General features: G+C 40.5%; 19 protein-coding genes. 9 read left to right on the top strand and 10 right to left on the bottom strand.

All coding sequences use genetic code 11. From position 1 onward, the window contains the following. The first annotated feature begins 17 nt into the window (after positions 1–17). Positions 18–1,460, top strand: coding sequence for a RecQ family ATP-dependent DNA helicase (locus GTQ43_RS21820; protein WP_265274833.1), 1,443 nt, complete (start codon positions 18–20; stop codon positions 1,458–1,460). A 325-nt stretch (positions 1,461–1,785) separates the two neighbouring features. Here GTQ43_RS21820 and GTQ43_RS21815 read toward each other — a convergent pair whose 3' ends face one another. The 3 genes from GTQ43_RS21815 to GTQ43_RS21805 form a co-directional block, all read right to left on the bottom strand. Beyond that, positions 1,786–4,518, bottom strand: coding sequence for a type I secretion system permease/ATPase (locus tag GTQ43_RS21815; RefSeq protein ID WP_265274832.1), 2,733 nt, complete (start codon positions 4,516–4,518; stop codon positions 1,786–1,788). Then, complete coding sequence (locus GTQ43_RS21810) at positions 4,467–5,249, bottom strand: peptidylprolyl isomerase (protein ID WP_265274831.1); 783 nt, start codon at positions 5,247–5,249, stop codon at positions 4,467–4,469. The genes GTQ43_RS21815 and GTQ43_RS21810 overlap by 52 nt, the downstream gene beginning before the upstream one ends. 321 nt (positions 5,250–5,570) lie before the next feature. Then, the gene (locus GTQ43_RS21805) at positions 5,571–6,365 is read right to left on the bottom strand and encodes a TIGR00297 family protein (RefSeq protein ID WP_265274830.1); all 795 of its coding nucleotides are present in this window, start codon (positions 6,363–6,365) and stop codon (positions 5,571–5,573) included. A 273-nt stretch (positions 6,366–6,638) separates the two neighbouring features. Here GTQ43_RS21805 and GTQ43_RS21800 point away from each other — a divergent pair, with 273 nt between their 5' ends. Beyond that, positions 6,639–7,070, top strand: a complete 432-nt coding sequence (locus GTQ43_RS21800) for a VOC family protein (RefSeq protein ID WP_265274829.1) — start codon at positions 6,639–6,641, stop codon at positions 7,068–7,070. A gap of 48 nt (positions 7,071–7,118) precedes the next feature. On the opposite strand, the gene GTQ43_RS21795 is transcribed toward GTQ43_RS21800, so the two are convergent. After that, positions 7,119–7,751, bottom strand: a complete 633-nt coding sequence (locus GTQ43_RS21795) for an esterase/lipase family protein (protein WP_265274828.1) — start codon at positions 7,749–7,751, stop codon at positions 7,119–7,121. Positions 7,752–8,150: 399 nt separating this feature from the next. On the opposite strand from GTQ43_RS21795, the gene GTQ43_RS21790 reads away from it, so the two are divergent. Beyond that, on the top strand, positions 8,151–8,600 hold the full coding sequence (locus GTQ43_RS21790; RefSeq protein WP_265274827.1) for a hypothetical protein: 450 nt from the start codon (positions 8,151–8,153) through the stop codon (positions 8,598–8,600). A 65-nt stretch (positions 8,601–8,665) separates the two neighbouring features. Here GTQ43_RS21790 and GTQ43_RS21785 read toward each other — a convergent pair whose 3' ends face one another. Further along, on the bottom strand, positions 8,666–10,969 hold the full coding sequence (locus GTQ43_RS21785; RefSeq protein ID WP_265274826.1) for a VIT domain-containing protein: 2,304 nt from the start codon (positions 10,967–10,969) through the stop codon (positions 8,666–8,668). Positions 10,970–12,323: 1,354 nt separating this feature from the next. Here GTQ43_RS21785 and GTQ43_RS21780 point away from each other — a divergent pair. Then, the gene (locus GTQ43_RS21780; protein WP_265274825.1) at positions 12,324–13,205 is read left to right on the top strand and encodes a peptidoglycan recognition family protein; all 882 of its coding nucleotides are present in this window, start codon (positions 12,324–12,326) and stop codon (positions 13,203–13,205) included. A 134-nt stretch (positions 13,206–13,339) separates the two neighbouring features. Here GTQ43_RS21780 and GTQ43_RS21775 read toward each other — a convergent pair whose 3' ends face one another. Beyond that, positions 13,340–14,839, bottom strand: coding sequence for a family 10 glycosylhydrolase (locus GTQ43_RS21775; protein WP_265274824.1), 1,500 nt, complete (start codon positions 14,837–14,839; stop codon positions 13,340–13,342). A gap of 97 nt (positions 14,840–14,936) precedes the next feature. Between GTQ43_RS21775 and GTQ43_RS21770 the strand changes: the two genes are divergently transcribed. Further along, positions 14,937–15,872: an ABC transporter substrate-binding protein gene (locus tag GTQ43_RS21770; RefSeq protein ID WP_265274823.1), complete on the top strand. Its 936-nt coding sequence runs from the start codon at positions 14,937–14,939 to the stop codon at positions 15,870–15,872. Positions 15,873–16,179: 307 nt separating this feature from the next. On the opposite strand, the gene GTQ43_RS21765 is transcribed toward GTQ43_RS21770, so the two are convergent. The 4 genes from GTQ43_RS21765 to GTQ43_RS21750 form a co-directional block, all read right to left on the bottom strand. Then, on the bottom strand, positions 16,180–17,148 hold the full coding sequence (locus GTQ43_RS21765) for an FTR1 family iron permease (RefSeq protein WP_265274822.1): 969 nt from the start codon (positions 17,146–17,148) through the stop codon (positions 16,180–16,182). Between the two features lie 114 nt (positions 17,149–17,262). Continuing rightward, the gene (locus tag GTQ43_RS21760) at positions 17,263–17,697 is read right to left on the bottom strand and encodes a ferritin-like domain-containing protein (RefSeq protein ID WP_265274821.1); all 435 of its coding nucleotides are present in this window, start codon (positions 17,695–17,697) and stop codon (positions 17,263–17,265) included. Between the two features lie 113 nt (positions 17,698–17,810). Further along, a complete protein-coding gene (locus GTQ43_RS21755; protein WP_265274820.1) occupies positions 17,811–18,848 on the bottom strand; it encodes a ComEA family DNA-binding protein in 1,038 nt (345 codons plus the stop codon). Positions 18,849–19,111: 263 nt separating this feature from the next. Further along, complete coding sequence (locus GTQ43_RS21750) at positions 19,112–20,137, bottom strand: multicopper oxidase domain-containing protein (protein ID WP_265274819.1); 1,026 nt, start codon at positions 20,135–20,137, stop codon at positions 19,112–19,114. A 569-nt stretch (positions 20,138–20,706) separates the two neighbouring features. Between GTQ43_RS21750 and GTQ43_RS21745 the strand changes: the two genes are divergently transcribed. The 4 genes from GTQ43_RS21745 (at position 20,707) to cofH (ending at position 26,210) form a co-directional block, all read left to right on the top strand. Next, a complete protein-coding gene (locus GTQ43_RS21745) occupies positions 20,707–20,898 on the top strand; it encodes a CbtB domain-containing protein (protein WP_265274817.1) in 192 nt (63 codons plus the stop codon). Between the two features lie 320 nt (positions 20,899–21,218). Further along, positions 21,219–22,397, top strand: coding sequence for a hypothetical protein (locus GTQ43_RS21740; RefSeq protein WP_265274816.1), 1,179 nt, complete (start codon positions 21,219–21,221; stop codon positions 22,395–22,397). 675 nt (positions 22,398–23,072) lie between these two features. Continuing rightward, complete coding sequence (locus tag GTQ43_RS21735; protein WP_265274815.1) at positions 23,073–25,019, top strand: ArnT family glycosyltransferase; 1,947 nt, start codon at positions 23,073–23,075, stop codon at positions 25,017–25,019. Positions 25,020–25,067: 48 nt separating this feature from the next. Further along, the gene (gene cofH / locus GTQ43_RS21730) at positions 25,068–26,210 is read left to right on the top strand and encodes a 7,8-didemethyl-8-hydroxy-5-deazariboflavin synthase subunit CofH (RefSeq protein WP_265274814.1); all 1,143 of its coding nucleotides are present in this window, start codon (positions 25,068–25,070) and stop codon (positions 26,208–26,210) included. Positions 26,211–26,628 lie beyond the last annotated feature (418 nt).

Below are 26,628 nucleotides of genomic sequence, written 5' to 3'. Positions count from 1 at the left end.
TGCATCTACCATTGATTATGAATCAGCCTACAACAAAATCTTGGCAAGAAGTTCGCGCAGCTTTTAAAAAAATTTGGGGTTATGAAGATTTCCGCCCACCACAGGGAGAAATCGTCAGTAGTTTATTGGCACAAAAAGATGCGCTGATTATTATGCCCACAGGTGGCGGAAAATCGATTTGTTTTCAACTTCCTGCATTGCTACAAACAGGATTAACTTTGGTAGTTTCGCCCTTGGTGGCGCTAATGGAAAATCAAGTACAGGAACTACGAGAAAGCCACCAAAAAGCGGCACTTTTGCATAGTGAATTACCTTCATCTCAACGCCGTGCAACTCTGCAAGCTTTGGAACATCAACAGCTAAGATTACTTTATTTATCACCAGAAACTTTGCTGAGTCCGCCTGTGTGGGAAAGATTATGTCAGCCAAAATTGCAAATTAATGGCTTAATTTTAGATGAAGCTCATTGTTTAGTGCAGTGGGGTGATACTTTTCGCCCAGCTTATCGCAGATTAGGGGCAGTACGTCCGGCATTGCTAAAATCAAAACCACCAGGAACAAAAATTAGCATCGCCGCTTTTACTGCAACTGCTGACCCCTCAGCCCAAAAAATTATTCAAACAGTTTTACAATTACAACAACCAGAGATTTTCCGTTTAAATCCCTACCGTTCTAATTTGCATCCCAGCGTTCGCATCGCTTGGACACCACGAGGTAGGAAACAACAATTATTAAAGTTTATTCAAAATAGACCGCAACAATCGGGATTAGTTTATGTTCGCACTCGGAGAGATAGCGAAGATTTAGCCCAATGGTTAGCAGAGATAGGTTATGCTACAGCTAGTTATCATGCAGGATTGGGTGCAACAGAACGCCGGGCAGTAGAAGCAAGCTGGTTAAGTGGTAAAATGCCTTTTGTGGTTTGTACCTGTGCCTTTGGGATGGGAATTAATAAATCAGATGTTCGTTGGGTAGCCCACTTTCACGCGCCACATCTGCTATCTGAATATGTGCAAGAAATTGGCCGCGCTGGAAGGGATGGGAAACCAGCAGAAGCGTTAACATTGGTAAGTGAACCTACGGGGTGGTTAGATCCAGAGGATAAGCAAAGACAGGAGTTTTTTCACGAACAAATGCGATCGCAACAACAAATAGCGCAGCAACTTGTGAAAAAATTACCAAAGCAGGGAGAAGTGAATGCTGTAACCCGACAATTTCCTGAAGGTGCTACGGCACTGGCTTTACTCCACAGCAGTGGTCAGCTAAACTGGCTTGACCCTTTTCATTACACCATTGGGCAAAAAGCCGGAAATCAGCCACCGACGCAATTACACGCCGCCAAACAAATGCATCAATACCTGACTACAAAACAGTGTCGTTGGCAATTTTTGTTAAATGCCTTTGGTTTTGACAAAGAAGCTGCTAACTGGCGTTGTGGACATTGCGACAATTGTCGTTAAATTCCTAATATTTCTCAGTTAGAGCAATTAGTTTAGGACTTACACAAAAACTCTCTGAAACTCTTATTTCTTTGTGTCCTTTGCGTCCTTTGCGGTTCGTTTTTTCATGATTTTGCGTAAGTCTTGTAGTTATTGCAGATCCCCCCAGATTCAATACAGTTCGGTTAAGGTTATTTGATAAAAATAATAGACCCCAAAGACGCGATTTATCGCGTCTCTTGCCTTAACCGAACAGTATTGCCCATACTGTTGACAAAATCCCTACCTTGTCGAATGAAAAAGCCCTAAACTTACGGGAAGGGGTTCTTCGAGTTTGTTCAAGCTACTAAATGTTTGCTTGCTGGCGTTGATATAATGACCAATACAAACCCTTTTGTTGCAACAACTGGGAGTGAGTACCACGTTCAGCAATCACACCTTGCTCTAATACCAAAATCAAATCAGCCCGTTTGAGGGGAGCAAAACGGTGAGCAATCAGGAACACAGTACGGTTAACGGAAACTTTTTGCAGATTTTGCAGTACTTGTTGTTCAGTTTCACTATCCAAAGCGCTGGTAGCTTCATCCAAAACTAAAATCGGTGCTTGAGAAAGAAATAGTCTTGCTAGGGCAATACGTTGTCTTTGTCCACCAGATAAAGCTGTACCGCGTTCACCCACATTGGTTTCATAACCGTAGGGTAATTGACTAATGAAGTCGTGGGCGACTGCTAATCTTGCTGCCTCTACCACTTGCTCTGCGGTAATGTCGGGAGTGCCAAGAGTGATATTTTCCAAAATGGAACCGTTGAATAAAAAGTCTTCTTGGAGAACTACACTAACTTGTTGCCGCAGTGAGGCTAAATCGGCACTTTTAATATCAAAACCATCAATGAGGATGCGTCCTGATTCAATTTGATAGAGGCGTTGCAATAGCTTAGATAGGGTACTTTTTCCCGAACCACTGCGTCCGACAATGCCAACAAATTGCCCTGGTTCGACACTGAAAGAGATTCCCCGCAAAATTGCTTCAAAGTTCGGGCGGTAGCGGAAAAATACTTGCTCGAAGGTGACTTGTCCTTTTAGGGGCGGCAAAACTAGACCGGTTCCTAGTTCTGCTTCTGGAGAGACGTTGAGAATATCACCAATGCGATCTACAGAGAGTAATACTTGTTGGAGGTTTTGCCACAACTGTACTAAGCGCAAAAGCGGCCCTGTGACTCTACCAGAAAGCATTTGAAAGGCAACTAGCTGTCCAATTGTCAGCTTTTGCTCAATGACTAACTTGGCTCCAAACCAGAGAATCAGCATGGTGGAAAAATTGGTGAGAAAGTCACCAAGGTTGCTGCTGATATTGGAGGTGGTGGAGGCTTTAAAACCTGTGCGAATGAAGCGAGCAAATAAGCCTTCCCAGCGATCGCGGGCGACTGGTTCGGCTGCATGGGCTTTAACTGAATGAATCCCGGTAATTGTCTCTACTAGAAACGACTGACTATCGGCACTCCGGTTAAAGGTTTCGTTCAGCCAGTTACGCAGAATTGGGGTTGCAACTATCGTCAAAGTTGCAAACAGTGGCAGTACTGCTAAGGCGACAAAGGTGAGTGGGATATTATAGTAAAACATCAATGCTAGGTAGACCACAGCAAAGATGCTATCCAGAATCACAGTTAATGCTGTACCTGTGAGAAACTGGCGAATTTGTTCGAGTTCCTGGACTCGTGCTACTGTGTCTCCGACGCGCCGCGCCTCAAAATAAGCTAAAGGCAAACGCATCAGATGGCGAAATAGCTGGGCTGATAAACTTAAATCCAGACGACGAGCGGTATGGGTAAAGATAAATAAGCGCAGGATGCCCAATATAGACTCAAATATAGCTACGCATAAAAGTGCGATCGCCATTACATCAAGAGTCGGCAAACTCCCCTGCACCATCACTTTATCAATGACGACTTGGGTAATTAGCGGTGTGGTTAACCCCAAAAGCTGTAAGGTAAAAGATGCTAACAATACTTCTGTTAGTAATCCTTTATATTTCCAAACTGCTGGAGTAAACCAACTGAGGTTAAATTTTTCTTGCTGCGCTATGAGTTCTGCTTGCCACAATTGCCCATCCCAAGATGCATCAACTACTGACTGCGGTAAGCTTTCACAAATGCGATCGGGATTTAGAGGGTTAGCAATAATTAAGCGATCGCCTTTAACTCCATAAGCTACCACCCAAGATGGACTCTGGGGTGAGTCAGAATTCCACAGTAGTAAAGCTGGAAATGACAGCTGTCGCAACTCACTCCAATTTACTTGTAACCGTCGCAACACTAACCCTAATTTTTCTGCCGCTTCTACAACCTGTTTTGGGCGTTGTCCTCTGATTTGGCGCTGCACCCAATCTAGTTGCACAGAATTTTCTAGCTGTTGTGCCACCATTGTTAAACATGCAGCAGCAGTGTTCCAGCTAGCAACAAAGGGATAATTTGAGATGATGAGATTGGCCGATGGGAGTCCTCTTTGGGGTTGGAGGCTGTGGGGGCTGGAAGTCCCATCCAAAGTTGGCGATAGTGAAGGAGTGGAAGAGAAGGAAAAGCTTTCCTTCTCGGACTCAATATCTACTGGTAACACTTGCCAGAACTCTTGAATTTGTGGGTTAGAAAACTCTAGCCACAGGGCTGTATCCCAATACACTACTACTACTTCTTTACTAGCTGCTACAGCTTTAAAATCCGCAGACAGCTTTTGTAAATCACCAAACCAATCCCCCACATCTAGGGCTGCTAAAGATTTGCCAACACCCTCTTGAGACGACGCCGACTTGTAGCGACTGTCTTCTCGCAAGCGAACTTTTCCAGCCACAATTAAGAATTGGGAACCGCCAACATCATTTGACCAAATTTTTTCTCCCAAACGATACTGACGAGTTTGGCATTCATTTTCCAATTGGGATTGTTGTTCGGGAGTCAGCCAGCATAGCGGCGGCTGATTCCAAGACAAAGAAGCTAGTACTTTTAATCGTAAAGATTCATTATCCAGAATTGTTAACTCACTTGTAACTTGACTGTCAGTTTTTGAATTTTCTCTGCTAGCCATTTCTCAAATAACTCATTTTGTAGTGCAATATTTAGTTGAGTATCTTCTAAAGACGCTGGCAGAAATTGTTCTACTCGAAACAAACCATAAGGGCCTTCTCCTTGGGGAGAGTCTTTGCCAACGATTTCTATTGGGCCTATCAATTGTCCAGGACTCGCCACATCAATAGCTGCGCGTAATATATCTGGCATACTGCCTCGGCTGACGATTCCCATCATGCCGTTCACAATGCGGTCATCTGAAAGGGAATACTCTTTAGCTAGTTGTTCAAAACTACCTCCTTCTTCAATTTGGGTTTGTATTTCGTCTGCCAATTCTCGATTATCAACAACGATCCGAGAAAGTACTACCCGATCCAAAAAGATTTTACGTTCAATAAAATATTCTTGGAGTTTTCCTTGTGTCACTACAGCTTTCAGCTTTTCTAACTTGTAACCGAAAGTAACCGATGTATGAAATGTAGCGTAATCTGTATTGTTGGTCTTTAACCATTCTTGAAAATTCTGGGGGTCAGTTAGTTGATTTTTGAGCCGAAAGTCGATAATTGCTTGTTCAGTTATTGCTGTACCAATCTCAATATCGTCTCGTGTTCTGATTTCTTCCTCAAGTACGTACTGGCGGAGAATATCCCCAATGAACTGTCCCAATTTTCCAGAGGCTTGAAGGTATTTTACTGCTTCCTCAATAGAAATTATTTTGTCATCAATTGTCAAAAATGATAAAGATTCCATGAATTAATTGTGTGAAAATGGTTAAACACTTATAGGACTTTTAAATTAAATCATATAGAAATCATCCGTTTGTTGATGGATAAATATGATAAAGATTCCATGAACTAATTAAAACTAGATGGCCAGAAAATTATATAGCTAGTAAATAATATAATTTCCCATGATCTCTTTTACAGTGGATCTGGGACAAAACAGGATTGAAAATATCAGGGGTAGCCCAGTATTCAGGCAGATTACTTATTTTCTACCACTCCACCTCATGAGTGCTGAGTGAGGAGTTAGGAGTTATTAAAAGATTCTGCCCCATGCCCAATGCCCAATCTACATGATATTTACCCATGTCCAGGCAAGTAGCACAGCCGCGATCGCACCGATTAATGTATTAAAAATATTTACCACTTCATTGGTTAGCCACGTATACTTAGATTGCAGTGTTGCCCCAATCACACTTTCTAAGTTAGTGGCAATAAATGCTGCCAGTACACACCAAGCGACTCCTAATAGATCAATTAAACCAACTCCCCAGCCAACAAATGCGATCGCAACAGAAGCCACAATCCCAGCTAAAGTTCCCTCTAAACTTACCGCTCCTTCTGTACCGCGAGGGACTGGTTGGAGTGTGGTAATTAGATAAGTACTTTTACCATACGCTTTACCGACTTCACTAGCAGTAGTGTCAGCCAGTTTGGTACTGAAACTCGCTACATAGCCTAACAATAATAGTGACTGGAGGTTGGGTACTATAAATTGGGGACTCAGTACAACCAATCCCGAATTTACGATCCCTACTCCCAAGGCACACAGCGCCCCAGTTAAAGCCGAACCCCAAACATTTTCTGGCCCCCTTGCTCCAGAACGCTTTTCGGCAATTCCTTCAGCCTCTTTCTGCGCCATCCCAATGCGGGTAACACCAGAACCAACCAGAAAATAGAACATTACTACTACATATCCTGGCCAGCCTAGAGTTACCCAAATTAGAATGGCCAGAAACCAGGCATGGAATGAGCCAGCAGGGGTAAGTAGCTTTTTTGGAGCAATCCAAGTTAAACCCAATAGAATTGTGTTTAATACTACTCCTACTAACCAGGGATTTACAGAATTAATTAAGGATGACATCAGCAATTATTCATGAGTAATTTTGTCTGGATATCAGTAGAATAACGGATTTGTCATGCTTAGTACTTAATTTTTGAAATCTCTGCATAAATTAATATGTTTGCATTGTTAACTAAATCTGAACAAATCTCTCTCTGTACACTCATTTGTTCCCTGTTCCCTACCTACGCAGATAAATTCCAGAATCAAAGCCAATGCCTATAGTAATCCAATCTGATTTGTGAAAAAATCTAAGTAAGTCTGCCTGGCAATACCAATCTTCTCCACACAGCTATGAGCCAAACTTTATTCCATTTAGCTTTCCCTGTCACCGACATTGCCCAAACAAAAGCATATTACGTGAATGGGTTGGGCTGCATTCCTGGTCGTGAAAACCATCATGCTCTAATTCTCAATCTCTACGGTCATCAGTTAGTAGCTCATGTCACCAAAGAACCCTTAACACCTCAACACAGCATCTATCCCAGACATTTTGGGCTAATTTTTACCCAAGAACGTGACTGGCAAGACTTACTAGAAAGGGCACAACAACAACAGCTACTTTTTCGCGAAGAAACCAAAAATCGCTTTGTTGGTTCTCCTCTTGAACATCGCACTTTCTTTCTAGAAGATCCCTTTTATAACGTTATGGAATTCAAATATTATCGTCACCCAGAAGCGATTTTTGGGAGTTATGAACATACACAAATTGGAGATAGAACTTAAGTAATTCGTAATTCGTAATTAAAGATAGCGTGGTGAGCATTCTGGCTACTAACTGAATGCTTTTTTCAGCAATGGTAGCTTTAAAGGCTCTGCTAAAGCTGCTTCTACTACTGCTAAACTCCTGGAGTTTGTCAGCATCCAAGAGTGTAGGGCTACTGGTACTATTAATTCGCGTCCTACGGGCATTTGTGAACTATTTGCTGGGACAATCATCAAATCATAAGGTGTCCAGATAGAGGTAAAATCTAGTTGCCTCAACATTACAGCATCAGAATTTAAATCCTTGAGAAAAATGCTGTGTGGACGCATTTGTACGCAACCAGGACGTTGGGAACCATAAGCAACCACAGTTCCATAATGAGGTGAAGAGATCGTGATAAACCTCTGTACGCGGTTAATTCCTCCTAGTCGCTGGATATAATAACGACTGACAATTCCTCCCATGCTGAAGCCTACTAAATCTAGGTGTTGTTCTGACCCAAAGGTGGCTGCAATATAATCGGCTACTTGCTTTGCCAACTCGTCTAGACCCACATCACCATTATTAGGCACTAGATCCAGAGAATGTACAGACCAACCCTGTAATCTTAAGCGACCCGCCATTTTATGGAAAACTGCCCCTGTATCTTCAATTCCGTGTACTAATAACACGGGGTTGCGCTGCTGATTTTCAGTGTTCATCTCTAAAATCTGGCTGAATTAAGTCTGTAGAAAATGTAACTGAGTACTGTTGCTATCTGCTAATAGGCTATGACACTCCTGCCACTGGTTAAAAGTAAACTGCTTGCTTTTTTACAATCAATAATTTTCAAGAAAAGAAATGTTAATTTTTATAAAGCTTGCTTTCAGAATCTTGCTCTTAGTTACAGTAAAATTTAATAATTAGTTCTCAGTGTATACAGGTCGCAAGTGCTTGCATAAAGAACATTTGCCCTATAGTTTTACTACAATGTAGATTAAACACAAACCTATAAGGGTTGTCACCAAAATTAGGTGACGCAAAGCAGAAAATGTAACATTTTTTCGTAATTTTTAACAATTACGGTCGAGTTCCAAATATAAAAGGCAGGAGTAATTGTAATGGATTTTATCAAAAAGTTAATTTCAGGGATTCTCGGTTTCGTAACTGGTATTCTTGGTTTCGTGACTAGGCTGTTACCTGGGAAGAAACAAAGCAATGGTTACTTCTTAGAACTAGAAGAAGCAACCAGTCAATCGAAACCAGCAGCATCAAACGGTAAAAAGGCTGTGGCACCAGTTGCATCTCAGGCGGCAAAAAGCCCTGAACCTGAGACTGCTAAAGCAACCAAAGCTGCGGCGACCAAAACCAAAGTAGAAGCATCTCAAAATGGCAAAGCTGAACCCGCTAAAGCAGCAGCAAAAGCTAGTGCAAAAACGCCTACCGAAACCACCTTTGCACCAAAATATCTTGCTCCTTCGACTACTAGCTCTAATGGTCGTCGTCGTCCAGGTGCGAATATGAGTGCTTATTTAGATATGGCACGTCAAGTTAAAACACCTAACAATTGATAATGATTGATAGAGACGCGAAATTAATTGCACTTCGTGCCGCTTTGCTAACGCGTCTCTACAAGTTAAATGTGAATCCGCAAAGTTAAGACAATTTTGCCGGTTGTAGATGGAGGAACTCTCCAAACTAGGAGCGATCGCTTAATTTTCTCCACTACCACCGTATCTTTTAAGGTTGAGGCTTTTTCATCCAAAACTACTTTTCCTACCCGACCGTTGTTGACGGTGAATTCAAAGACGATTTCACCACTGAAGCCGGAAGGCAAGTTTAGTTTTTGCAGGTGTTGGGTAAGTTCAGCAATTTCTGTATCATTTAAGCCAGTGACGCTGATAATCTCTAGCTGATGGTTTGGGTGTGCGTCTGATATTTTATCTTCTTCCATCTCCTGGAAATTAAAGCTCAAGGATCTCTCGACTTCTTTCGCTACTGGAGATTGTGGCGATCGCCTTTTCTTGAGAAAATCTGGAGCTTCTGCTGAAGTTGGCGCTGATGGCATTGAGAGTGATATACCAGCCGGAAGACTACCAAACACTGCTTTGTAACTAACTGCTTCCGGCATTTCCACCGGCACTTGCATAGATACATATTCACTTCCTGGCTCAACCCGCACGTCATCGCTGACAGCAACAAAAGCGGTGTATTGAGAAAGCAATTGATAAGTTAAGGCTGTTTCAGTAACCGATTCTACACCAGTTTTGGTTTCAAAACTCACCATTTGATTCATCAAATCTTTAATACAAGCACGTCCCCATAACTGCGCTACAGCCAGATTTCCTGTTTCCTCAAATTTGAGATGAAACGTTTTTTCATACTGCTTACCGCCCGCAGCAATACCGGAGATTTGCAGATTACCTCCGACTCGATCTTGTTTGCGACCAAACAAAACTAATGGTTGTTCGCTAAATAAATCAGGCGCTATTGTTGGGTAAATGACAGGCGATTCTGTGTCACCATGCCAAGAGATTTGAATATTTGTGAGTACGGGGTTGTTGATTTGCCTGTAAAACTTTTCGGCAACTTCTTCCGTGGGTTCATCATGACGAATAATTTGGGATATTCCCCGGCCAATTTCGGCGATGCGATTCAGTAAAAAACGGTTAACTGAACTACCAGCACCGAAACTATAAAGTCGATTTGCGGGTTGGAGGTGCTGTTGGATCTCTGCCAAAATTTCATTTTCGTTACCGATGTAACCATCGGTTAAGAGGACAACACTGCGTAATCTTCCAACTGGTGTGGGGAAATTTATGGCTGTACGAATGCCACTGAGCATCTCTGTACTACCAGAAGCTTGTAAATTGTTAATGTAAGCGATCGCAAGGGCACGATTTTCTGGTGTATTTGGCAGAGGTTTTGGGGATAACTGCCTGACTCGATCGGAAAAATCGATAATTGTGAAAGTATCGTTGGGATTCAACCCATTGATAAATCGTCGCATCAATTCCTGACACTTCCATAACGGATCGCCAGATTGAGAACCGGAAGTATCCACCAAAAATACAACATCTTTGGGGACAATTTCATCAGTAGAATATTCTAAAGCGGGAATTAGATAAATGGCAAAATGTCCGCCGCGATCGTCGGCTTGGGTTAATATTGTAGATTGAGTTTCTTGACCAGAAACTTGATAGCGGAGAATTAAATCTTTGTTAGGAATTGTATCTTCTCCGGCTAATTGAATTCGCACAATGTCACCTGAATGTTCAATTTTTAATTGATGAGAAGGAGAACGGACTTCAGAAATTGCTAAACCTGCATTAATTTCTACCGTGACATTAATATTGTGACGGGTTCGCGTTCCTTCTGGGACTACAGGCGGTGTAATGCGGGAAGCATCAGGAACTTGGTCTGTGTCACCGCTATCATCTATGGTTGTTCCGGGAATATATCTTGGCCCCACCACCATCGGGAAAACAAATTCATAGTTTCCCCCCTCAAATTTTAAGCTTTCGGTGTAACGAATTGTGACATCAATTTGTTCGCCAGGTTTGATGTTAGCTAGAGATTGGGTAAAAATGTTATCTCGTTCTTGTTCTAGAAGTCCGGCAGTGCGTCCTTCTTGTTTTGCCTTTTCGTAGATTTGTTGGGCTTCTTCACGCTTTTTTATATTACCTTTGATGATTTGGCTACCTATTTTTATTTTCATATCATCTACCGCTGCCTCATCTGGTAACGGAAAGACATACACTGCTTCTAAAGACTGTGTAAAGGGATTCTCAAAGCTTTGAATCACCTCAACTCGTGACAAGTTACCTGCAATTTTTGCTAGAACTTCCGTATGCTTGAGCGGAAAACCTAGTTGCTTTCCTTCAGGAGATTGAACATACAAACCTCCTAACTGTTGGTTTTTAGAGCTTACTGTATTCATAGATTTGATTTGCCGAAATAACAACTGTAGGGCAACTTTAAACTTGCATTGACCATTGGTGTCAATTTAAGCTCCAATGAATGGAATGATGCCTCCGGTGCGCGGCTTGGGCAACGCGGCTATACGAACGAAGTCCGAGGAGGCGGACTAAGAGGATATTTTAAAAGTCGTGATTGATGTATCAAATATTTTTACCCCACCCTAACCCTCCCCTTATAAAGGGGAGGGAACTTGATTTTTTTGTTTCCCCCTTTATAAGGGGAGGGAACTTAATTTTCTTGTTTCCCCCCTTTATAAGGGGGGATTAAGGGGGGTAAAAACCACACCATATAACTTTTTAAACACCCTCTAAGGTCAAATTAAGGCTTTTGAACCCAGTTTGGTGAGTTTTGTTTGTGTAAACGCGGTTTCTAACCGCCCATTTTGCGTTAAGTTGACACTATGGGCATTGCTATGCCCTTACCAACGCATTTGTATCATTTTTAAATGATATTAATAAGTCTTTTATACTCGCCAACGAGTCTTTGATACTCGTGAACGAGTCTTTTAGCTCCGTTAATGAGTCTTTGATACTCGTGAACAAGCCTTTTAGCTCCGTTAACGAGTCTTTTATACTCGCTGACGAGTCTTTGATACTCGTGAACGAGCCTTTTAGCTCCGTTAATGAGTCTTTTATACTCGCCGACGAGTCTTTTAGCTCCGTTAATGAGTCTTTTATACTCGCTGACGAGTCTTTTAGCTCCGTTAATGAGTCTTTTATACTCGCGAATAGCGATCGCACCCAACTAATTTGATCAGGAAAAGCGATCGCACCCTGCTAATTTAAACATTACAGCCGTTTTTATGGACATGAAAACACTAATCCAATCTGTAATGCTTAGTTACGATATACTACTTGAGTAAATATGACTACAGAGTTGGTGAGGTTTGCAGGTGACAAACGAAGAACTGTTGCAAATTATTGAAGCGTCAACTTTTAGAAGAAAAAGATCCCCAGCAACACTGGGGTGGATTAAAGAAAGTCTTGACTCCAGAGGGACATTACCTATGGCTATGCGAACACCACGCGGCAGAGTATAAGCGCTAACTATTTTAGATTTTAGATTGCAAGCTTGAATTGGATCTCTACAATTAATTAACGAGTATTTAAATAGCTCCACAGAAAGAGGAAGCATCTAAAACAATTACTTAGATCAAACATATAATAGTAACGTATATTTGACTAGGATTAAGGTGTTATAGTGATTCTCGTTTGGATACCATCTGCGGTAGGGGTTTACAAAAGTGCGCCTCTAGCAGAGATATACCAGTTTAGCTATAAGTTAATATCTACCGTTTTACGGGTATTAGAAAAATGAGGTTTAAAGACTGGGCGACTAGGGTGCTACTAATCTCGCTAATGTTCGCTGCTCTAATTATGGTGCTGCTAATTGGACGAGGAACAAAATTACATAATAATCAGATAACAACATACCATCCATCCAACCCACGAGTTACAGCTTGGAGTCAATATCCCCAGGTGCAATTTCAATCAGCAAAAGAGCCAGAGAAGAAAACTCAACGTGTTATCAAGTCGCCAGTCAAGACTAACAAGCCTCTAGCAAGGTACGTAACTACTCAAGCTTTTGCACACTATAGACCTAATTATCAAGTTGCTTCGGTTGACCCAAGTAACTATGGAGAACGGTACACCCAAGATGTTAACGGCATTATTGTCAACAATCAACCGATTGTCGTCCTCCATGAAACTGGTTATTCTGCTTCCAGCGCCATTAATTTCTTTCAAGTAGCCCATAACGATGAAAGCGTGCAAGCAAGTTACCACGCTTTAGTTAAGCTAGACGGGGTAGTGGTTTATCTAGTACCGCCAGAAAAGCGAGCTTTTGGTGCAGCTAACTCAGTATTTGAGACTCCAGAGGGAGTGGAAACTGTGCAGACTAATCCGAATTTACCTGCATCTGTGAATAATTTTGCTTATCACGTTTCTTTGGAAACACCGCCAGATAGCTATGATGCTAGTAGCCAACAAACTCATAGCGGCTACACAGAGGCTCAATATAAATCTCTTGCTTGGTTAATTGCTCAAAGTCAAGTCCCAGACTATCGCATTACTACCCATCATCTCGTAGATCGTTCTGGTAAAAAGGTTGACCCGATAAATTTTGATGGTCGTAAATTCCTGAGTTTACTTAATACTTTTCGTCAGGTTAGACCAATTTATAGAGTGAGTAAATAATTTACAGCTATTTACCTGAAAATAGCTGTAAGCTAAAAGCCACCATCAGTTGACACTATTGACACTCTCAGCACTAAAGTGACTGAGATTCTACAGACAAAGTTAAGTGATTGGCGAAATTGACACTCAGTTGATTACCGAGTGCGACAGAATTTGCGATCGTTATCACTTTCAGGATATTGCCAAGAATAGGCAAAATGGCTAACTCCCTTCAGTTGAGGGGCATATTGGTGAAGTGCTTGCATTTGCACTTCTAGGGATGGACGATTGTTAACAGATTTTCCCCACTGACCGGCTAAAGCAGGGATGATCTGTGTACCCGGTTTTGCCATACTCAAAACTCGTTGCACTTGTGCCACAATACAACTGGCATCACCGCAAGTCCCATAAGCCATAGGATGCCACTCTAATGTACTAGAAAACCGATCCCAAGGTTGCAAGCGGGAATCATACCCTTGTCCTACAGTTTGGTTGCCATCAGGGAAAAACACCACTCCGGTGGGAATCCCTTGCTGCTTTGCTGGGTAACTGGCTATATTGACAAAATCAAGAATTCCTTGCATGGCGTGGGCAACAGCAAGCTGCCACAACTCCCATTGTAAAAGCGGTTGTCTGTCGGTTGCAGGTAGGATTGATTTTTCAGCTGGTGGAAGAATGCGTCCTTGCCAGAGGGGTTCGCCTTCTTGAGGATAAAGTTTATCAACTTCTGCTATGTCCCCGGCGGTGATGAATCCCTTGCTCAAAAAGCGGCGAATCAAGTCCAGCCCTTTATAATTTTGTGCCCGTTTAAATAAAGCTTCTTGGGTTGCAGGGGTAAATAGCCATAAATCTGAAACTTTGGTGGCGATGGAATCACTTCCTGCTTGGCGGGGATAACGCACGTAGTCTAATAGCAAACCATCTGGGCGACGACGCAAAATTTCTTGGACTAATTGGTTGTAGTCACGTTTTGCTTGCAGATTGTAGGGGTCGATAAATACTTGAGAGCCGTTGTCTACAACATATAAGCTTGTTTGACCTTTGCCATTGCGAGCGATCGCACCTTCTCTATCTGGGCGTTGGGCGTAAGTATAACCGAAGTTGGCAGTAAACATCCAGGCATAGACCTTCAAACCGCGTTGCCGACCTTTTTTGATGGCGGTGGCGAGCAAGTCAGCGTTTTCTGCCCCTGGAGTCCGAATTACAGAAGGCCAAACTGTCGGATTAGCTTTTGCTGGCAACAAAACCTGCCCATCGTAAAATACTTCCAAATTAACTTGGTTATAGCCACGGTTAACAATTCGATCCATAATCTGATCGATTGTTCCTGGCTGAATGTCACAGGGATACAAGCGCAACCAAATGGCTTGGATTTGCGGCCAAGTCCGAGTGCGGCACTCGTGTAATTCCTGTGCTTGTTCTTGTACTATATTTTGGTAGCGCGTTTGAGCGTTTTCATTGCCTTTGAGGGCTGATAAACGGAAGTCTTCTTTTTCTTTCGCCGCCGATGATGATAATTGACAATATTGGGTTACTTGCGCCCTTGCTGGTTCGCTTCCAAAGTTGGGGAGTAGCGAACTACCAGTGAAAGCAACAGCGAATAGACACCGCAAAAATAATGTTGATCTTGCAACGTTCAAAAAATGGTTAGACATATCTACCAGTAGATGGACACAATCATCATCGACCCCAATTTAGATAAATATGGGCAACGTGTATCGAATTATATATTAAGGATTAAGGAATTTTAATATGCATCGTCGTTGGATATTATCTGCTTTCGCAGTTTTGATGAGTATAGTTTTAGCTGCTTGTACGGCAGCAACTACTCAACACCCACAAACAAAAGTCACAAGTCTTACTGAGAATACAAACACCAATTCTCAGCTATTACCAACAAGAACAGCAAAAAGAGTTGTTGCTCTTTCTTCTCTTTCTGCTGATATTATCTCTCAACTTGCTCCCACAAAAATTATCGGCATCACTGGTAGTAAATTATTTAAAAATGAATTAAAATTCAAAGATGTTCCCCGTGTTAGTGAAGGACAAAGCCCGCCCAATTTGGAAAAAATACTAGCACTTAAACCAGATTTAGTTATTGGTGCGGCAGGTTTTTCTAACATCCCCATTCAAAAACTTCAGCAGTTGGGAATTCCTACTTTTCTCACTAAGGTGAATAATTGGGAATCTCTAGAAGAACTTACTAAAACCCTTGCTCAAAAAATTAATGCCGATCCTCAGCCTTTGTTAAATCGTTACAAAACTTTTTTACCAGAAAAGCCAACTCAGGGTTTTTCTACTTTAGCGCTGGTTAGTCGTCAACCAATTTTAGCGCCAAATAAAAATAGTTGGGCGGGGGATTTGTTAACGAAATTCCAGGCGAAAAATATCGCCGCAGATTTACAAGGTAAAAGTCCAATTGGGGGTTATGTGACGCTTTCGGCTGAGAAAGTTTTAGAGGCAAATCCAGAGGTGATAATTTTGGTTAATCCCCCACAAGGGAATTCAGGAGTAGCGCTTTTAGATTCGCTAAAAAAGGAAGCTTTTTGGCAGCAATTACAAGCAACTAAAAATAACCGAGTCTATATATTTGATTATTTTGGTTTGGTGAATCCAGGTAGTATAGATGCAATTGAAAAGGCTTGTCAGCAACTTAAACAAGTGTTGTTTGCACCACAGGGAACTTAGTTAATTAAATATAATTATAGTAATCCTAAGAGGATGTTTTAAAAGTGGTTGACTGTAATTTTAGGCACTTGTTGATCCCCCCTAACCCACGCCAGTCGCTCCACTACAGCGCTTCGCGCATCCTGCGGCGGGGGAGACCCCAAGACCGCGCTGGCTCCCCTTAAAAAAGGGGAAGAATCAAAGTCCCCCTTTTTTAAGGGGGATTTAGGGGGATCTAAAACTTTTTGCTACCGACCAGAGGACTTTTAAAACATCCTCTAAGATCCGCGACTTCTTAAAGAAGTCGCGGATCTGGTTGTTGGTGCTTTTAATCTTTTGCCGAACTAATTGGTTTTTGAGCAAAGGGGATATTCTTTTTACCTTCAGGAGAAGCAACTCCAAGGCTGCGGAAATACAGTCCTCCAATAGTGAGTAAAAAGGTCACATATCCTACTGCTTGTACGAGATAGAGATTGTCTCTGTAACCAAATAACGATTTGAGAATAATCCCAGGAAACTGTTCGTCAGGCAAAATTGTGGAAGTATTTGAAACGATTGGCCCCAAAATACAGGAATGGACTTTAGTAAAACGTTCGTAATAGAAACAAAGGCTTTCTGTAGCCCGACTGCTAAGGGAAAGGTTAGCCACAGCGTCGTCAAAATGTTTTAAGGCTGAAACTACCAATCCAGCGACAATCAACACTAACAAAACGCCCATTACCTGGAAAAACTGGCGGATGTTAATTTTGACACCCCATTTAAATAGCAGCACCCCAATGGCAGTTGCCGCTACTAAACCACCAATAGCACCCAATGCTGGCATTAATCCCTGTTGAAAATTAGCAGCAACGAATAGAACAGTTTCAAAGCCTTCGCGGACAACGGCAACTAAAATTAAAGTAAAAACACCCCAACCAGCATTTGAATTTTGTGTTATTGCTTCTGTTACTGCTCCTTCAACTGTAGCTTTCATGAATCTGGCTTGTTTAGTCATCCAGATTAGCATCCAACTGAGCATTGCGATCGCTAATACACTAAACACACCTTCCAAGGCTGGCTCAACTACGGAGGTGTATTGAGGATTCGCTGCTCCCAGTATTTGAATTACCCAACTGAATAGCACACCTATTAAGGCACTGACGATAATGCCAACACCGACACCAGCATATACCCAAGAGTTGAGTCGGGATTGTTTAGCTTTTTTTAGCAAAGCTAGCACAATGCCAACAACAAGGGCAGCTTCTACTCCTTCTCGGAGTGTAATTACAAAAGTAGGTAGAGCAGTACTAAAATTCATTTTTTTTCCCTTTGTCTTTTGTCATTAGCCAGTTGTCTTTTGTCATTAGTCAGTTGTACTTTGAATTTCTTTTTGACTAATGAGCAATGACTAATGACTAATGACCAATGACTATTAGCTAAAATCGCGAAGCATTTTTTTCAGTTCGAGATTATGCATCTCTTCTTGTCCAATCATGCCGCGAGCGAATTCTTCAAGATAAATACTAGCATTGGTGACAGTTTCGAGGAGATTTTTATACAGATCCAATGCCTTTTTTTCATGGGATAAGCTTTCTTCCAAGATATCCTTGACTTTATGCTGGTAGGTTTCTTCCATTTGGGCAATTTTTAGGGAAGGATGCCCATCTAAACCGGTGAGAATTTCTCCTACTTGTTGGGCATGAAGTAAAGACTCACTTGCCTGTGCTTTGAAAAAAGCCACGATTGGAATACGGTTAGGGCCAGTTACCATTAAAGAATAATGTGTATAGCGTACTACCCCTGCTAGTTCAAATTCCATGATGGCATTCAGCAGGTCAATGGTCTTTTTCTGGTCAAGTTCTTGCATCAGTTGTTAATTCAAGTAATGAATAGAGTGCAATTAGTTAGGAGTACGTAATTCGTAATTCCTAACGATTAATTCTAAACTCCTTACCATCTGTTTTCCATTAAAAAAAAGTGTTATAGCTGTGCTTTGGTATTAGATTTGTCAACAACTTTTTGAGAATTTTCTTCAATGGTTTTCACCAGCTTGGTAACATCATTAGGTATTTTGACTGCTTTGGCTGGTGGGATGGCGGCGGGCCAAACTTTGAGTAGTTCAGCGAAACTAGCATCGATCGCTTTGTGTGCTTCGGCATCTGCTTGAGCTACTTGACTAGAAATTCCTTTGTATAAATCATTGGCGTAAAATACAAAACCACGGGAGTCTTGATACTCAATTGGGGCAGTTATTTTACCATTTGCGATCGCAGCGTGATATTCGGAGTTAGCTGAATCTAGCAATTCGTTAATTACCTGTAGCGCAAATCCTGGTTTGGAGCGTTGAGTCTCTGGCAAAGCTGCGATCGCTCCATCAACTGATTGCATTGAAGAAGCAAAATTAGTTTTAACTTTGCTATCCTTGGGACTAGATTTTACTAAATCTTGCAAACTCACTAATGTTGTCTTAAATTCTTTGACTTTGCGCTCGTTTAGTTGATCTTCTACATCAACATAAATTTCCTCAACTGGATGTCCAATATGAGGTTCTGCCTGTTTCGGCTGATTTTGATCTAGCAGTTCTTTTGCTACTAAAAGATGCCCTTTCATTAAGCCTAATTTAGACATATAATCTACATCTTTTGCTTCACCTGTTAGCACCACTTCTTGAACACCAACCTGGTCTTTAATTTGGTCGAATTGCTCTTGAGTTATTACTTTTTTCGTAACTAAATCTTCTGGGCTACCATAAGGGCGATTTGCCTGAATTTTGTTAGATAAAGCTGGAACACCTAGTTTCCCTTCAAACTTATCTAATTCTGACAATATAGCAGTATTAATGTTAATTTTTTCTTTGCTAGCGTGACCGCTATGACCGTTATTACTTACTGCCTCTGTAACTTGAGGACTAGCAATTGGTGCTGATGGATTTTCTGCTGTTGGTGTACTGCTACAGGAACTCAAGCTAATTATTACCGCAGTCGCAAAACTCAAACAGATATAACGAAGTTTTCTCATTTTTGCTCCTCACACAATCAAAAATGTATTAATTGAAAATTACAAACTATTATTACAAGCTAGTGGTCTGTCAAACCCATTTTGACGGTTGAAGAGATGCGATAAATCGCCATCTCTACAGAAAATTTATTCGTTAATTATTTCTTGACAGACTAGTAGTTTGTTTGACATTTTGTCGTAGATTTTACTTTGACATATAATGACAACTTTTATCAACTAATTGCTCTAAAAGTTTAATAAAAAATTAATTACAAATTATCTAGTTAAGTTTTTTTAACATCCTTTTGAGAATTACCATCAGTAATTACTTCAAATTGACCCATGCAGCCGTTTTCTGCGATCGCATCCTGATGGGGATGGAACATATACTTACCTGGGTAGCGAAAAGCAAATTCTAAGATGTGCCTTTCGGCTACACCCATCGTTATCACATCTGTTTTTTCGCTAGGAGTCATACTCATGCCATAGCGATAAACATCAAAGAAGTTAGCGTGGAGATGAAACGTCACTGCCGGATCGTATTCAATGATATTGAGGACATACAACCGAATCAACTGATCTTTGTAAATGCCAATGGGATGATGCATGTAATGATGGGGCAGACCGTTGAAGGCGTAATAATCATTATGACTATCATCATTTATGTCATAACCACCCATCACTAGGACAATCTCATCAGCCGGGGGACGAGGAGTAGGTGGATCGATGATGAACATCCCATACAGTCCCTTAGCGATGTGACGGGTAACGGGTTCAATATGGCAGTGGTATAGGTGTACACCATAAGGTTCGGCATCAAACTCATAAATTGTTGCACTACCATTGCTGATTGGGCGAACGCCATCCATTTCTGCCGGATGAACACCATGAAAATGCAAAGAGTGAGAATGTCCCGCCTTATTGAGAAATAATACCCGAATGCGATCGCCCTGTTTTGCTCTTAGCGTTGGCCCTGGTATGCGACCATTTAAATCCCAGATGTTGTAAGAGACAGCACTATTGAGCTTTATGATGGAAGTACCCGCAGTTAGCTGAAATTCGCGGATAGTCCGCCCATTTTCTTGCTTTACCGTCCCATAATCAAAATCCCTCAACATCTTCATTGGGTTAGTAACATCGTCTGGCGATGATCTATCGAGTGGTGGCACTTTGACGATTGCCTTACTTTGGAGATTTAGCATCTGCCAAAGTCCAGCAGCACCAGTTATCCCAGCACCAGCGAGTCCCAGTTTCAATAATTGACGACGGCTCCAAGGCTTTCCGTTACCTAGAGCGAAGTTATTGGGCATGACATTTAGTTACGGTTAGCACCAAAAAAGAATTGCTAAAGATTTGCAATTGCCTTTAGATATTAGAGGAATTAATAATTATTGTCAATAATTATTTAGTGCTTTAAAACTCCTAGTTAAGTTGTTAAACCTAAATCAAGCGAGAATAAGTCCGAGAAAATCTAGCTAAATTTCTTAAATTTAAGTGTATCGAACCACTTGTTTATGTATAAATAGTATCCAAATGAAGTTAGTTCTTTCCTACCCATTCCTTATATATTTGCTCAATTGCATTTTAAGGAATTTTGGATGTTTGCCAACAGGACAATTTTTAATTTGGAAGCGTTAAAAATACCGTGATTCAAAACATGATGTCATTATTTTGTTATTTGTATAGACTTTATGTGTAGATTTCTGCATCATAATGGGCCGATGTTCAAAGGATAGTATAGTATTCAATAAAGCCGAATTACACAATACATTTGATACACACTTGTCAAACATAAAGTCGATCGTATATCTTTTTGCAATCAAGCGGCATTATGCCCTTCGATTGATGAATTACTCAAATTAATAATGGGAGATCAAAAATGACTACTTTTTCTCAGATTTCAGTATTGCAGAAGACCGCAAGCATTACCTTATCCAAGCCTATGCAGGTAACGCTGTATATGCTATTGTCTTCTTTAGTTATTTGGACTGTTTTATTCTCCACCTATCCTGCGGTTCATAACACAGCACACTCAACGCGTCACCACACTTTAGGGGTTGCATGTCACTAAATTATCATAATCCCAAGATTTTTTAGATACATGAAGCTTTGCTAGAGCATCTAATATCTAACAAAGTTAGGACGCTAAAATAGCGCAGATTTCGCGCCAGTGTTTTTGCTTAAAAATAACTTTGAGGTTTTGTAGAGATGCTAGATAAGACATCTCTACATCACCTTAACTTGATTTAAGTGATGTCTGATTTCTAGCTCATTAATTATTAAGCTGGAATCCTTATACTTAGTAATAAGAATCGGGAGTGAGCTTCACCACTATGATTAAAGCTTCAGTTGTAAAAAAGTACATAAATTTTAGATTTACCGTAAGTTTTTATGAAAAAATATCGAGTTTTTGGAATTATCAGCGCTGTTTGCATCACTTTGTCAATTCTTTATTCATTTGTGGGGAATTCCCAAACACCTACATCCAGAGTACTACTCTCCACCAACCCAACTTTAGAACGTATTCTCCCTTTTGAAGCAGAGGCAAAAAAACCACAATCTCCTGTAACTCTGATATTACAAGCGGTTGATGCTGCAAGTAAACCTTTAGCAAATACCAAAATTAGCTTACAAATTCTGACACCGCCGCCTAATCCTTGGTTAACAACAGATTTTCCCATTGTCGAGGGAACTAAATTGTTGGAAATGAATGCCATTGCACCTGATGGTAAGCTAGAAATTCAAGAGATGTTACCCATTCGTGGTAATTATCAACTCCTAGTAAATGTGTCACCTTTAGTAGCAAATGCCTTTATTCCATATCAGCAAACCTTAAATTTAAAAGTCCACGAAAATCCAATCAAGTACAAATATTTTGTTGTTATCGCAGCTATATTACTATCACTTGGATTGTTAGGTGGTTGGGTTATTGGTGGACAACAAGAACTACAACAAGGAGAACTTGCGCCACAGTCAGTACGCCTTTTATTAAGTGCATTGACAGTAGTGGCTATAGTAACTCTATTAGTTATCAATATTAGTGCAGAAGTTGCAGAAGCTCATGGCAGCGAACACCACTCAAGTAGTACCGAAGTAATCGCACCATCATCTCAAAAATCTCAGGGATTGGAAATTAGTCTTGGCGGAGATAAAAACGCGACTGTCGGAAAACTTGCGAATTTAGGGTTACAGGTGAAAGATGCCGCAACCGGACAACCTATCAAGGATGTAGCGTTGCAGGTGAAAGCGATCGCTACAGAACATAATTTAACAGTTTTTGACTACAAAGGTATCCCCGACGAACAAGGTAAGTTAACATGGCAAGAACAGTTTTTTGACGGTTCACCCCACCAAATCCAGGTGGAAGCAACTCCTCTACCAGGATCTAAGCGTCAATTTGCACCAGTAAGAGTCGCACAAGAAGTTGAAGTTGAAGCGATCGCACCACCAATATATATCCGATTGATTGGTTTATTCTACTTTACAGCCTTTGTCGGCATTGGTATGGCGATTGGATTGCTAATACAGCACCGACGAACACCGCGAGAAATTAGTAATACCAATGCTTAAGTAAGAGTTTCTGCTAAGGGACTTCCAGTCAAAAAAATATCCCGTCGTAGGGGCGCAAGACCTTGCGCCCTTACAAATCTATAAATAATTTGGGATAATTTATTTTTTGCAAGTCCCTAAGAGGTTGTTTGAAAAGTATTTAGCTGTGATTTTAGGCACTTGTTGATCCCCCCTAACCCCCCTTAAAAAGCAGGGCTGATTCATTCCCTAAAGAGCGCTAAATATCAAGGGTTCTAGCGATTTAAAATTGATTATTTTGTTACCAGCTTGCCAAGAAAATGAACAATTTTACTGTTGTTCAAGTGCTTAAAAGTTCATCTTCTCGTCACCCTCACTCACAATTTTCTCGCTAACCATCTTGACAAACTCCTTCGTCTTGTGGAATGAATCAGCCCTGCCCTTAAAAAGGGGGGAACTGGAATCAAAGTCCCACTTTTTAAGGGGGATTTAGGGGGATCTAAAACGTTTTGCTACTAAGAAAAGGACTTTTCAAACATCCTCTAAGACAACTATATGTATTAATAAATTAAAATAGTTGTAGTAAAACCGCACTATTTTTTTTGTTAATGGGTTATGAAACCATAAAAAGATAGCGTGCTAAGAAAACCTAAGCTATTGCATATACTTGTCAAGCATTGATTAATTACGAATACTAATATTAGTCTAGTTTTTATTATGTTTATATTTTTGCCTCTCCTTTCTTGGATTGCTATTTTTTGGTTCATTAATAAAAATCGTACCGATTGGCGTGAATCGCTGATATTAACATCTACTTATTGGGGGGTTCTGATTGCTGTAACCACTGAGTTTTTGAGCATTTTAAAATTAATCGCTTTTGGCTGGATATTAGCAACTTGGGGATTAATATGTATTGTATTAATTTATATATGGTTTCGATTAAATTTCCAAAAGACTAAGACTTTAGAGCCAAATATTTCTTCTCAACTAATTAAAAATATTCAAATACCATCCTTCGTAAAATTATTGTTATCTGGTGTAGGTTTCATTATAGGAACAGTTGGATTAATTGCCATCATTGCACCACCAAATAACTGGGATTCTATGGATTATCACATGAGTCGTGTTGCTCATTGGATACAAAATCATAGCATTGCTCATTATCCAACAGATTATACTCCACAGTTATATCAAAACCCTTGGTCAGAATTCGTGATTTTGCACTTTCAAATTTTGAGTGGTGGTGACTACTTCGCTAACTTAGTTCAATGGTTCAGCATGATTGGCTGTATTATTGGAGTCTCATTAATTGCAAAACAACTCAGAGCAGATTTACGAGGCCAAGTTTTTTCTGCGGTTGTAACTGCAACAATACCTATGGGAATCTTGCAAGCTTCAAGCACTCAAAATGATTATGTAGTTGCCTTTTGGGTGGTTTGTCTCGCTTACTACTTGCTATCAACTATCCAAACTGCAAAAAGCGATATTTGGACGAATTCATTTAATATTGGTATTAGCACAGGATTAGCTATTTTGAGCAAAGGAACTGCTTATTTTTATGTATTTCCCTTCTTAATTTGGTTTAGCTTTTACCAGATTAAACGCTTACGCTGGCAAGCATGGAAACCTGCTTTGATTGTAGGAAGTATCTCTTTATTACTTAATATTAGTCACTATTTACGTAATTATAATTTATTCGCTTCACCACTTGGCGAACCAGACGGCTATCGTAATGAAGTATTCGGTATTAATATACTCATCTCTAATATTCTGAAGAATATTGCTTTGCATATAGGAACACCTATTGGTTTATGGAATGGAATAGCCAATAAGTTAATTCAAATTATACATATATTCATCCGTGTAGATATTAACGATCCTCGAATAACTTTTTCCAAGACATTCTTTGTACCAGGAGGTTGGGCAACACTTGGGATAACTGGTAATGAAAATAGTGCTGGGAATTTAGTACATTTAGCACTAATAATAATATGTATAACAATTTTTCTAGCTCGAAAATCTATTCGTAAAGAAAATTATATTTTTGCTTATCTTATTGCTACCATATCTACATTTTTGATATTTTGCTACTTGCTAAAATGGCAAGCCTGGAATACTCGCCTACATTTACCTTTTTTTGTCCTAATTTCTCCATTTTTAGGGGTTGTATTATCTAAGCTGAAAAACCAAAAAATCACAATTTTTATAGTAATATGTCTGCTAATATCATCATTACCCTGGGTCTTTTTTAACAGGTATAGACCTATTATTGATAGTAACAATATATTTCAAACGCCCAGAATTGAGCAGTATTTTAGTAATCGTCCATACCTAAAAACAACTTACACGGGGGCAGTTGAGTTTTTAAATTCAAAAAAATGCTCGAATATTGGCTTATTAATGGGAAAAGACCCTTGGGAATACCCTTTATGGGTACTTTGGCGACAAAAAAATCTAGAAATAGTTAAACTTCAACATATTAATATAAATAATATTTCAGCCATTTTAGAAAAAGAAGATTTTTATAGAGATTTTGAACCTTGTGGGATTATTTCGATGGAAACTAAAAAAAGTAAACAGAAAAAAGCTCAAGAAGTTAATTTTAAAGGCAAAATTTATCTTCGAGCATGGGATTCTCCAGATATTGGTATATTTATTAAGTAAAATTTTATTTTTTACAATCTCATAAAATTAAAGTTTACTGAGAAAATAATGCTAACTAAAATTGCTGTTGAGAAAATTCTTGAGCGTGCCTTAATGGGGTATGACTTATCTCCCCAAGAGGGAGTAGTATTGCTACAACAAACTGACGAGGAGGCGATCGCAGCAATCCGTGCTACATCTGACACACTTCGCCACACTCAAGCAGGGGATACGGTTACATACATCATTAATCGCAATATTAACTTTACCAATATTTGTGAGCAGCACTGTAGTTTTTGTGCCTTCCGTCGAGATGATGGTGATGTCGGTGCATACTGGTTAGATTCGGCGCAAATTTTAGAAAAAGCGACAGATGCAGTGCAACGGGGTGCAACGGAAATCTGTATGCAGGGTGGGTTAAATCCACAAGCGCTGGTAAATGGTAAATCTTTACCCTATTACATCAAGGTAGTGGAAACCATCAAACAGGAATTTCCACAGATTCATCTCCACGCTTTTTCTCCCCAGGAAGTGGAATTTATCGCCAGACTTGATGGACTTGAATATGCTGATGTGATTATTGCTTTGCGCGATGCTGGTGTTGGCTCAATGCCGGGAACAGCAGCAGAAGTATTAGATGATGAAGTCAGGCGGATATTGTGTCCAGAAAAGATTAATACAGCCACTTGGCTAGAAATTGTCAGCACCGCTCACAAATTAGGCTTACATACCACCAGCACTATGTTATCTGGGCATATTGAAACCCACGAACAGCAAATCGGGCATTTAGAAAAATTGCGATCGCTCCAACAAACTGCCATCGATCGGGAATATCCTGCAAAGATCACAGAGTTTATTTTATTACCCTTCGTTGGCCAAGAAGCGCCCAAACCCTTACGTCGCCGTGTCGGACGCGATCAACCAGTTTTAAGCGATGCACTCTTGCTAGGGGCTGTGGCGCGGATTTACTTGGGTAATTGGATTCCCAATCATCAGCAGAGTTGGGTAAAATTGGGGCTTGCTGGTGCAACCGAAGCCTTAGTTTGGGGTTGCAACGATATCGGCGGTACATTGATGGAGGAGCATATTACCACAATGGCAGGTGCTTTGGGTGGTACATGCATGGAAGTCGAAACTTTGAAAACTGCGATCGCTTCTTTAGAACGACCTTACCAACAACGCAATACTCTTTATCAAAAAGTTAGGATTTAAGAGTACCCCTTGCAAGGTGGATTAAAAATTCCTCTTCTCTCTGTGTTCTCTGCGCCTCTGCGGTTCAATAAATTAATTTAAAAATTATCGAACCGCCAAGTCGCCAAGAGCGCCAAGGCACGAATGAAGGAAGTTTATAAATGATTTAGAATTGCTACATCTCATAAAAAATTTAAATAAGCATTTTTTCTTCTCTCTGCGTCTTTTCTGGGCGATGGCGGTTCGTTAAAAAATTAACTTTGATAACAGATTACCCTTATACCAATTTAATGTGAAGTTGCACATATCTTGATCCCCCTAAATCCCCCTTGAAAAGGGGGACTTTGATAGATGTTTTTCCGGTTCCCCCCTTGTTAAGGGGGGCTAGGGGGGATCGAATTCTATGCAGCTTCATAAAAAATTGGTATTAAATAGATAA

This window comes from Nostoc sp. KVJ3 (assembly GCF_026127265.1).
Lineage (GTDB): Bacteria > Cyanobacteriota > Cyanobacteriia > Cyanobacteriales > Nostocaceae > Nostoc.
Note: the sequence above shows the minus strand (reverse complement) of the source record. Positions and strands in the feature narration are given on the sequence as shown.

What these genes read in the sequence shown, in the direction of transcription:
- GTQ43_RS21820 (WP_265274833.1), top strand. Translation starts at nt 18, where the DNA reads ATGAATCAGCCTACAACAAAATCTTGGCAAGAAGTTCGCGCAGCTTTT.
- GTQ43_RS21815 (WP_265274832.1), bottom strand. Translation starts at nt 4,518, where the DNA reads ATGGCTAGCAGAGAAAATTCAAAAACTGACAGTCAAGTTACAAGTGAG.
- GTQ43_RS21810 (WP_265274831.1), bottom strand. Translation starts at nt 5,249, where the DNA reads ATGGAATCTTTATCATTTTTGACAATTGATGACAAAATAATTTCTATT.
- GTQ43_RS21805 (WP_265274830.1), bottom strand. Translation starts at nt 6,365, where the DNA reads ATGTCATCCTTAATTAATTCTGTAAATCCCTGGTTAGTAGGAGTAGTA.
- GTQ43_RS21800 (WP_265274829.1), top strand. Translation starts at nt 6,639, where the DNA reads ATGAGCCAAACTTTATTCCATTTAGCTTTCCCTGTCACCGACATTGCC.
- GTQ43_RS21795 (WP_265274828.1), bottom strand. Translation starts at nt 7,751, where the DNA reads ATGAACACTGAAAATCAGCAGCGCAACCCCGTGTTATTAGTACACGGA.
- GTQ43_RS21790 (WP_265274827.1), top strand. Translation starts at nt 8,151, where the DNA reads ATGGATTTTATCAAAAAGTTAATTTCAGGGATTCTCGGTTTCGTAACT.
- GTQ43_RS21785 (WP_265274826.1), bottom strand. Translation starts at nt 10,969, where the DNA reads ATGAATACAGTAAGCTCTAAAAACCAACAGTTAGGAGGTTTGTATGTT.
- GTQ43_RS21780 (WP_265274825.1), top strand. Translation starts at nt 12,324, where the DNA reads ATGAGGTTTAAAGACTGGGCGACTAGGGTGCTACTAATCTCGCTAATG.
- GTQ43_RS21775 (WP_265274824.1), bottom strand. Translation starts at nt 14,839, where the DNA reads ATGTCTAACCATTTTTTGAACGTTGCAAGATCAACATTATTTTTGCGG.
- GTQ43_RS21770 (WP_265274823.1), top strand. Translation starts at nt 14,937, where the DNA reads ATGCATCGTCGTTGGATATTATCTGCTTTCGCAGTTTTGATGAGTATA.
- GTQ43_RS21765 (WP_265274822.1), bottom strand. Translation starts at nt 17,148, where the DNA reads ATGAATTTTAGTACTGCTCTACCTACTTTTGTAATTACACTCCGAGAA.
- GTQ43_RS21760 (WP_265274821.1), bottom strand. Translation starts at nt 17,697, where the DNA reads ATGCAAGAACTTGACCAGAAAAAGACCATTGACCTGCTGAATGCCATC.
- GTQ43_RS21755 (WP_265274820.1), bottom strand. Translation starts at nt 18,848, where the DNA reads ATGAGAAAACTTCGTTATATCTGTTTGAGTTTTGCGACTGCGGTAATA.
- GTQ43_RS21750 (WP_265274819.1), bottom strand. Translation starts at nt 20,137, where the DNA reads ATGCCCAATAACTTCGCTCTAGGTAACGGAAAGCCTTGGAGCCGTCGT.
- GTQ43_RS21745 (WP_265274817.1), top strand. Translation starts at nt 20,707, where the DNA reads ATGACTACTTTTTCTCAGATTTCAGTATTGCAGAAGACCGCAAGCATT.
- GTQ43_RS21740 (WP_265274816.1), top strand. Translation starts at nt 21,219, where the DNA reads ATGAAAAAATATCGAGTTTTTGGAATTATCAGCGCTGTTTGCATCACT.
- GTQ43_RS21735 (WP_265274815.1), top strand. Translation starts at nt 23,073, where the DNA reads ATGTTTATATTTTTGCCTCTCCTTTCTTGGATTGCTATTTTTTGGTTC.
- cofH (WP_265274814.1), top strand. Translation starts at nt 25,068, where the DNA reads ATGCTAACTAAAATTGCTGTTGAGAAAATTCTTGAGCGTGCCTTAATG.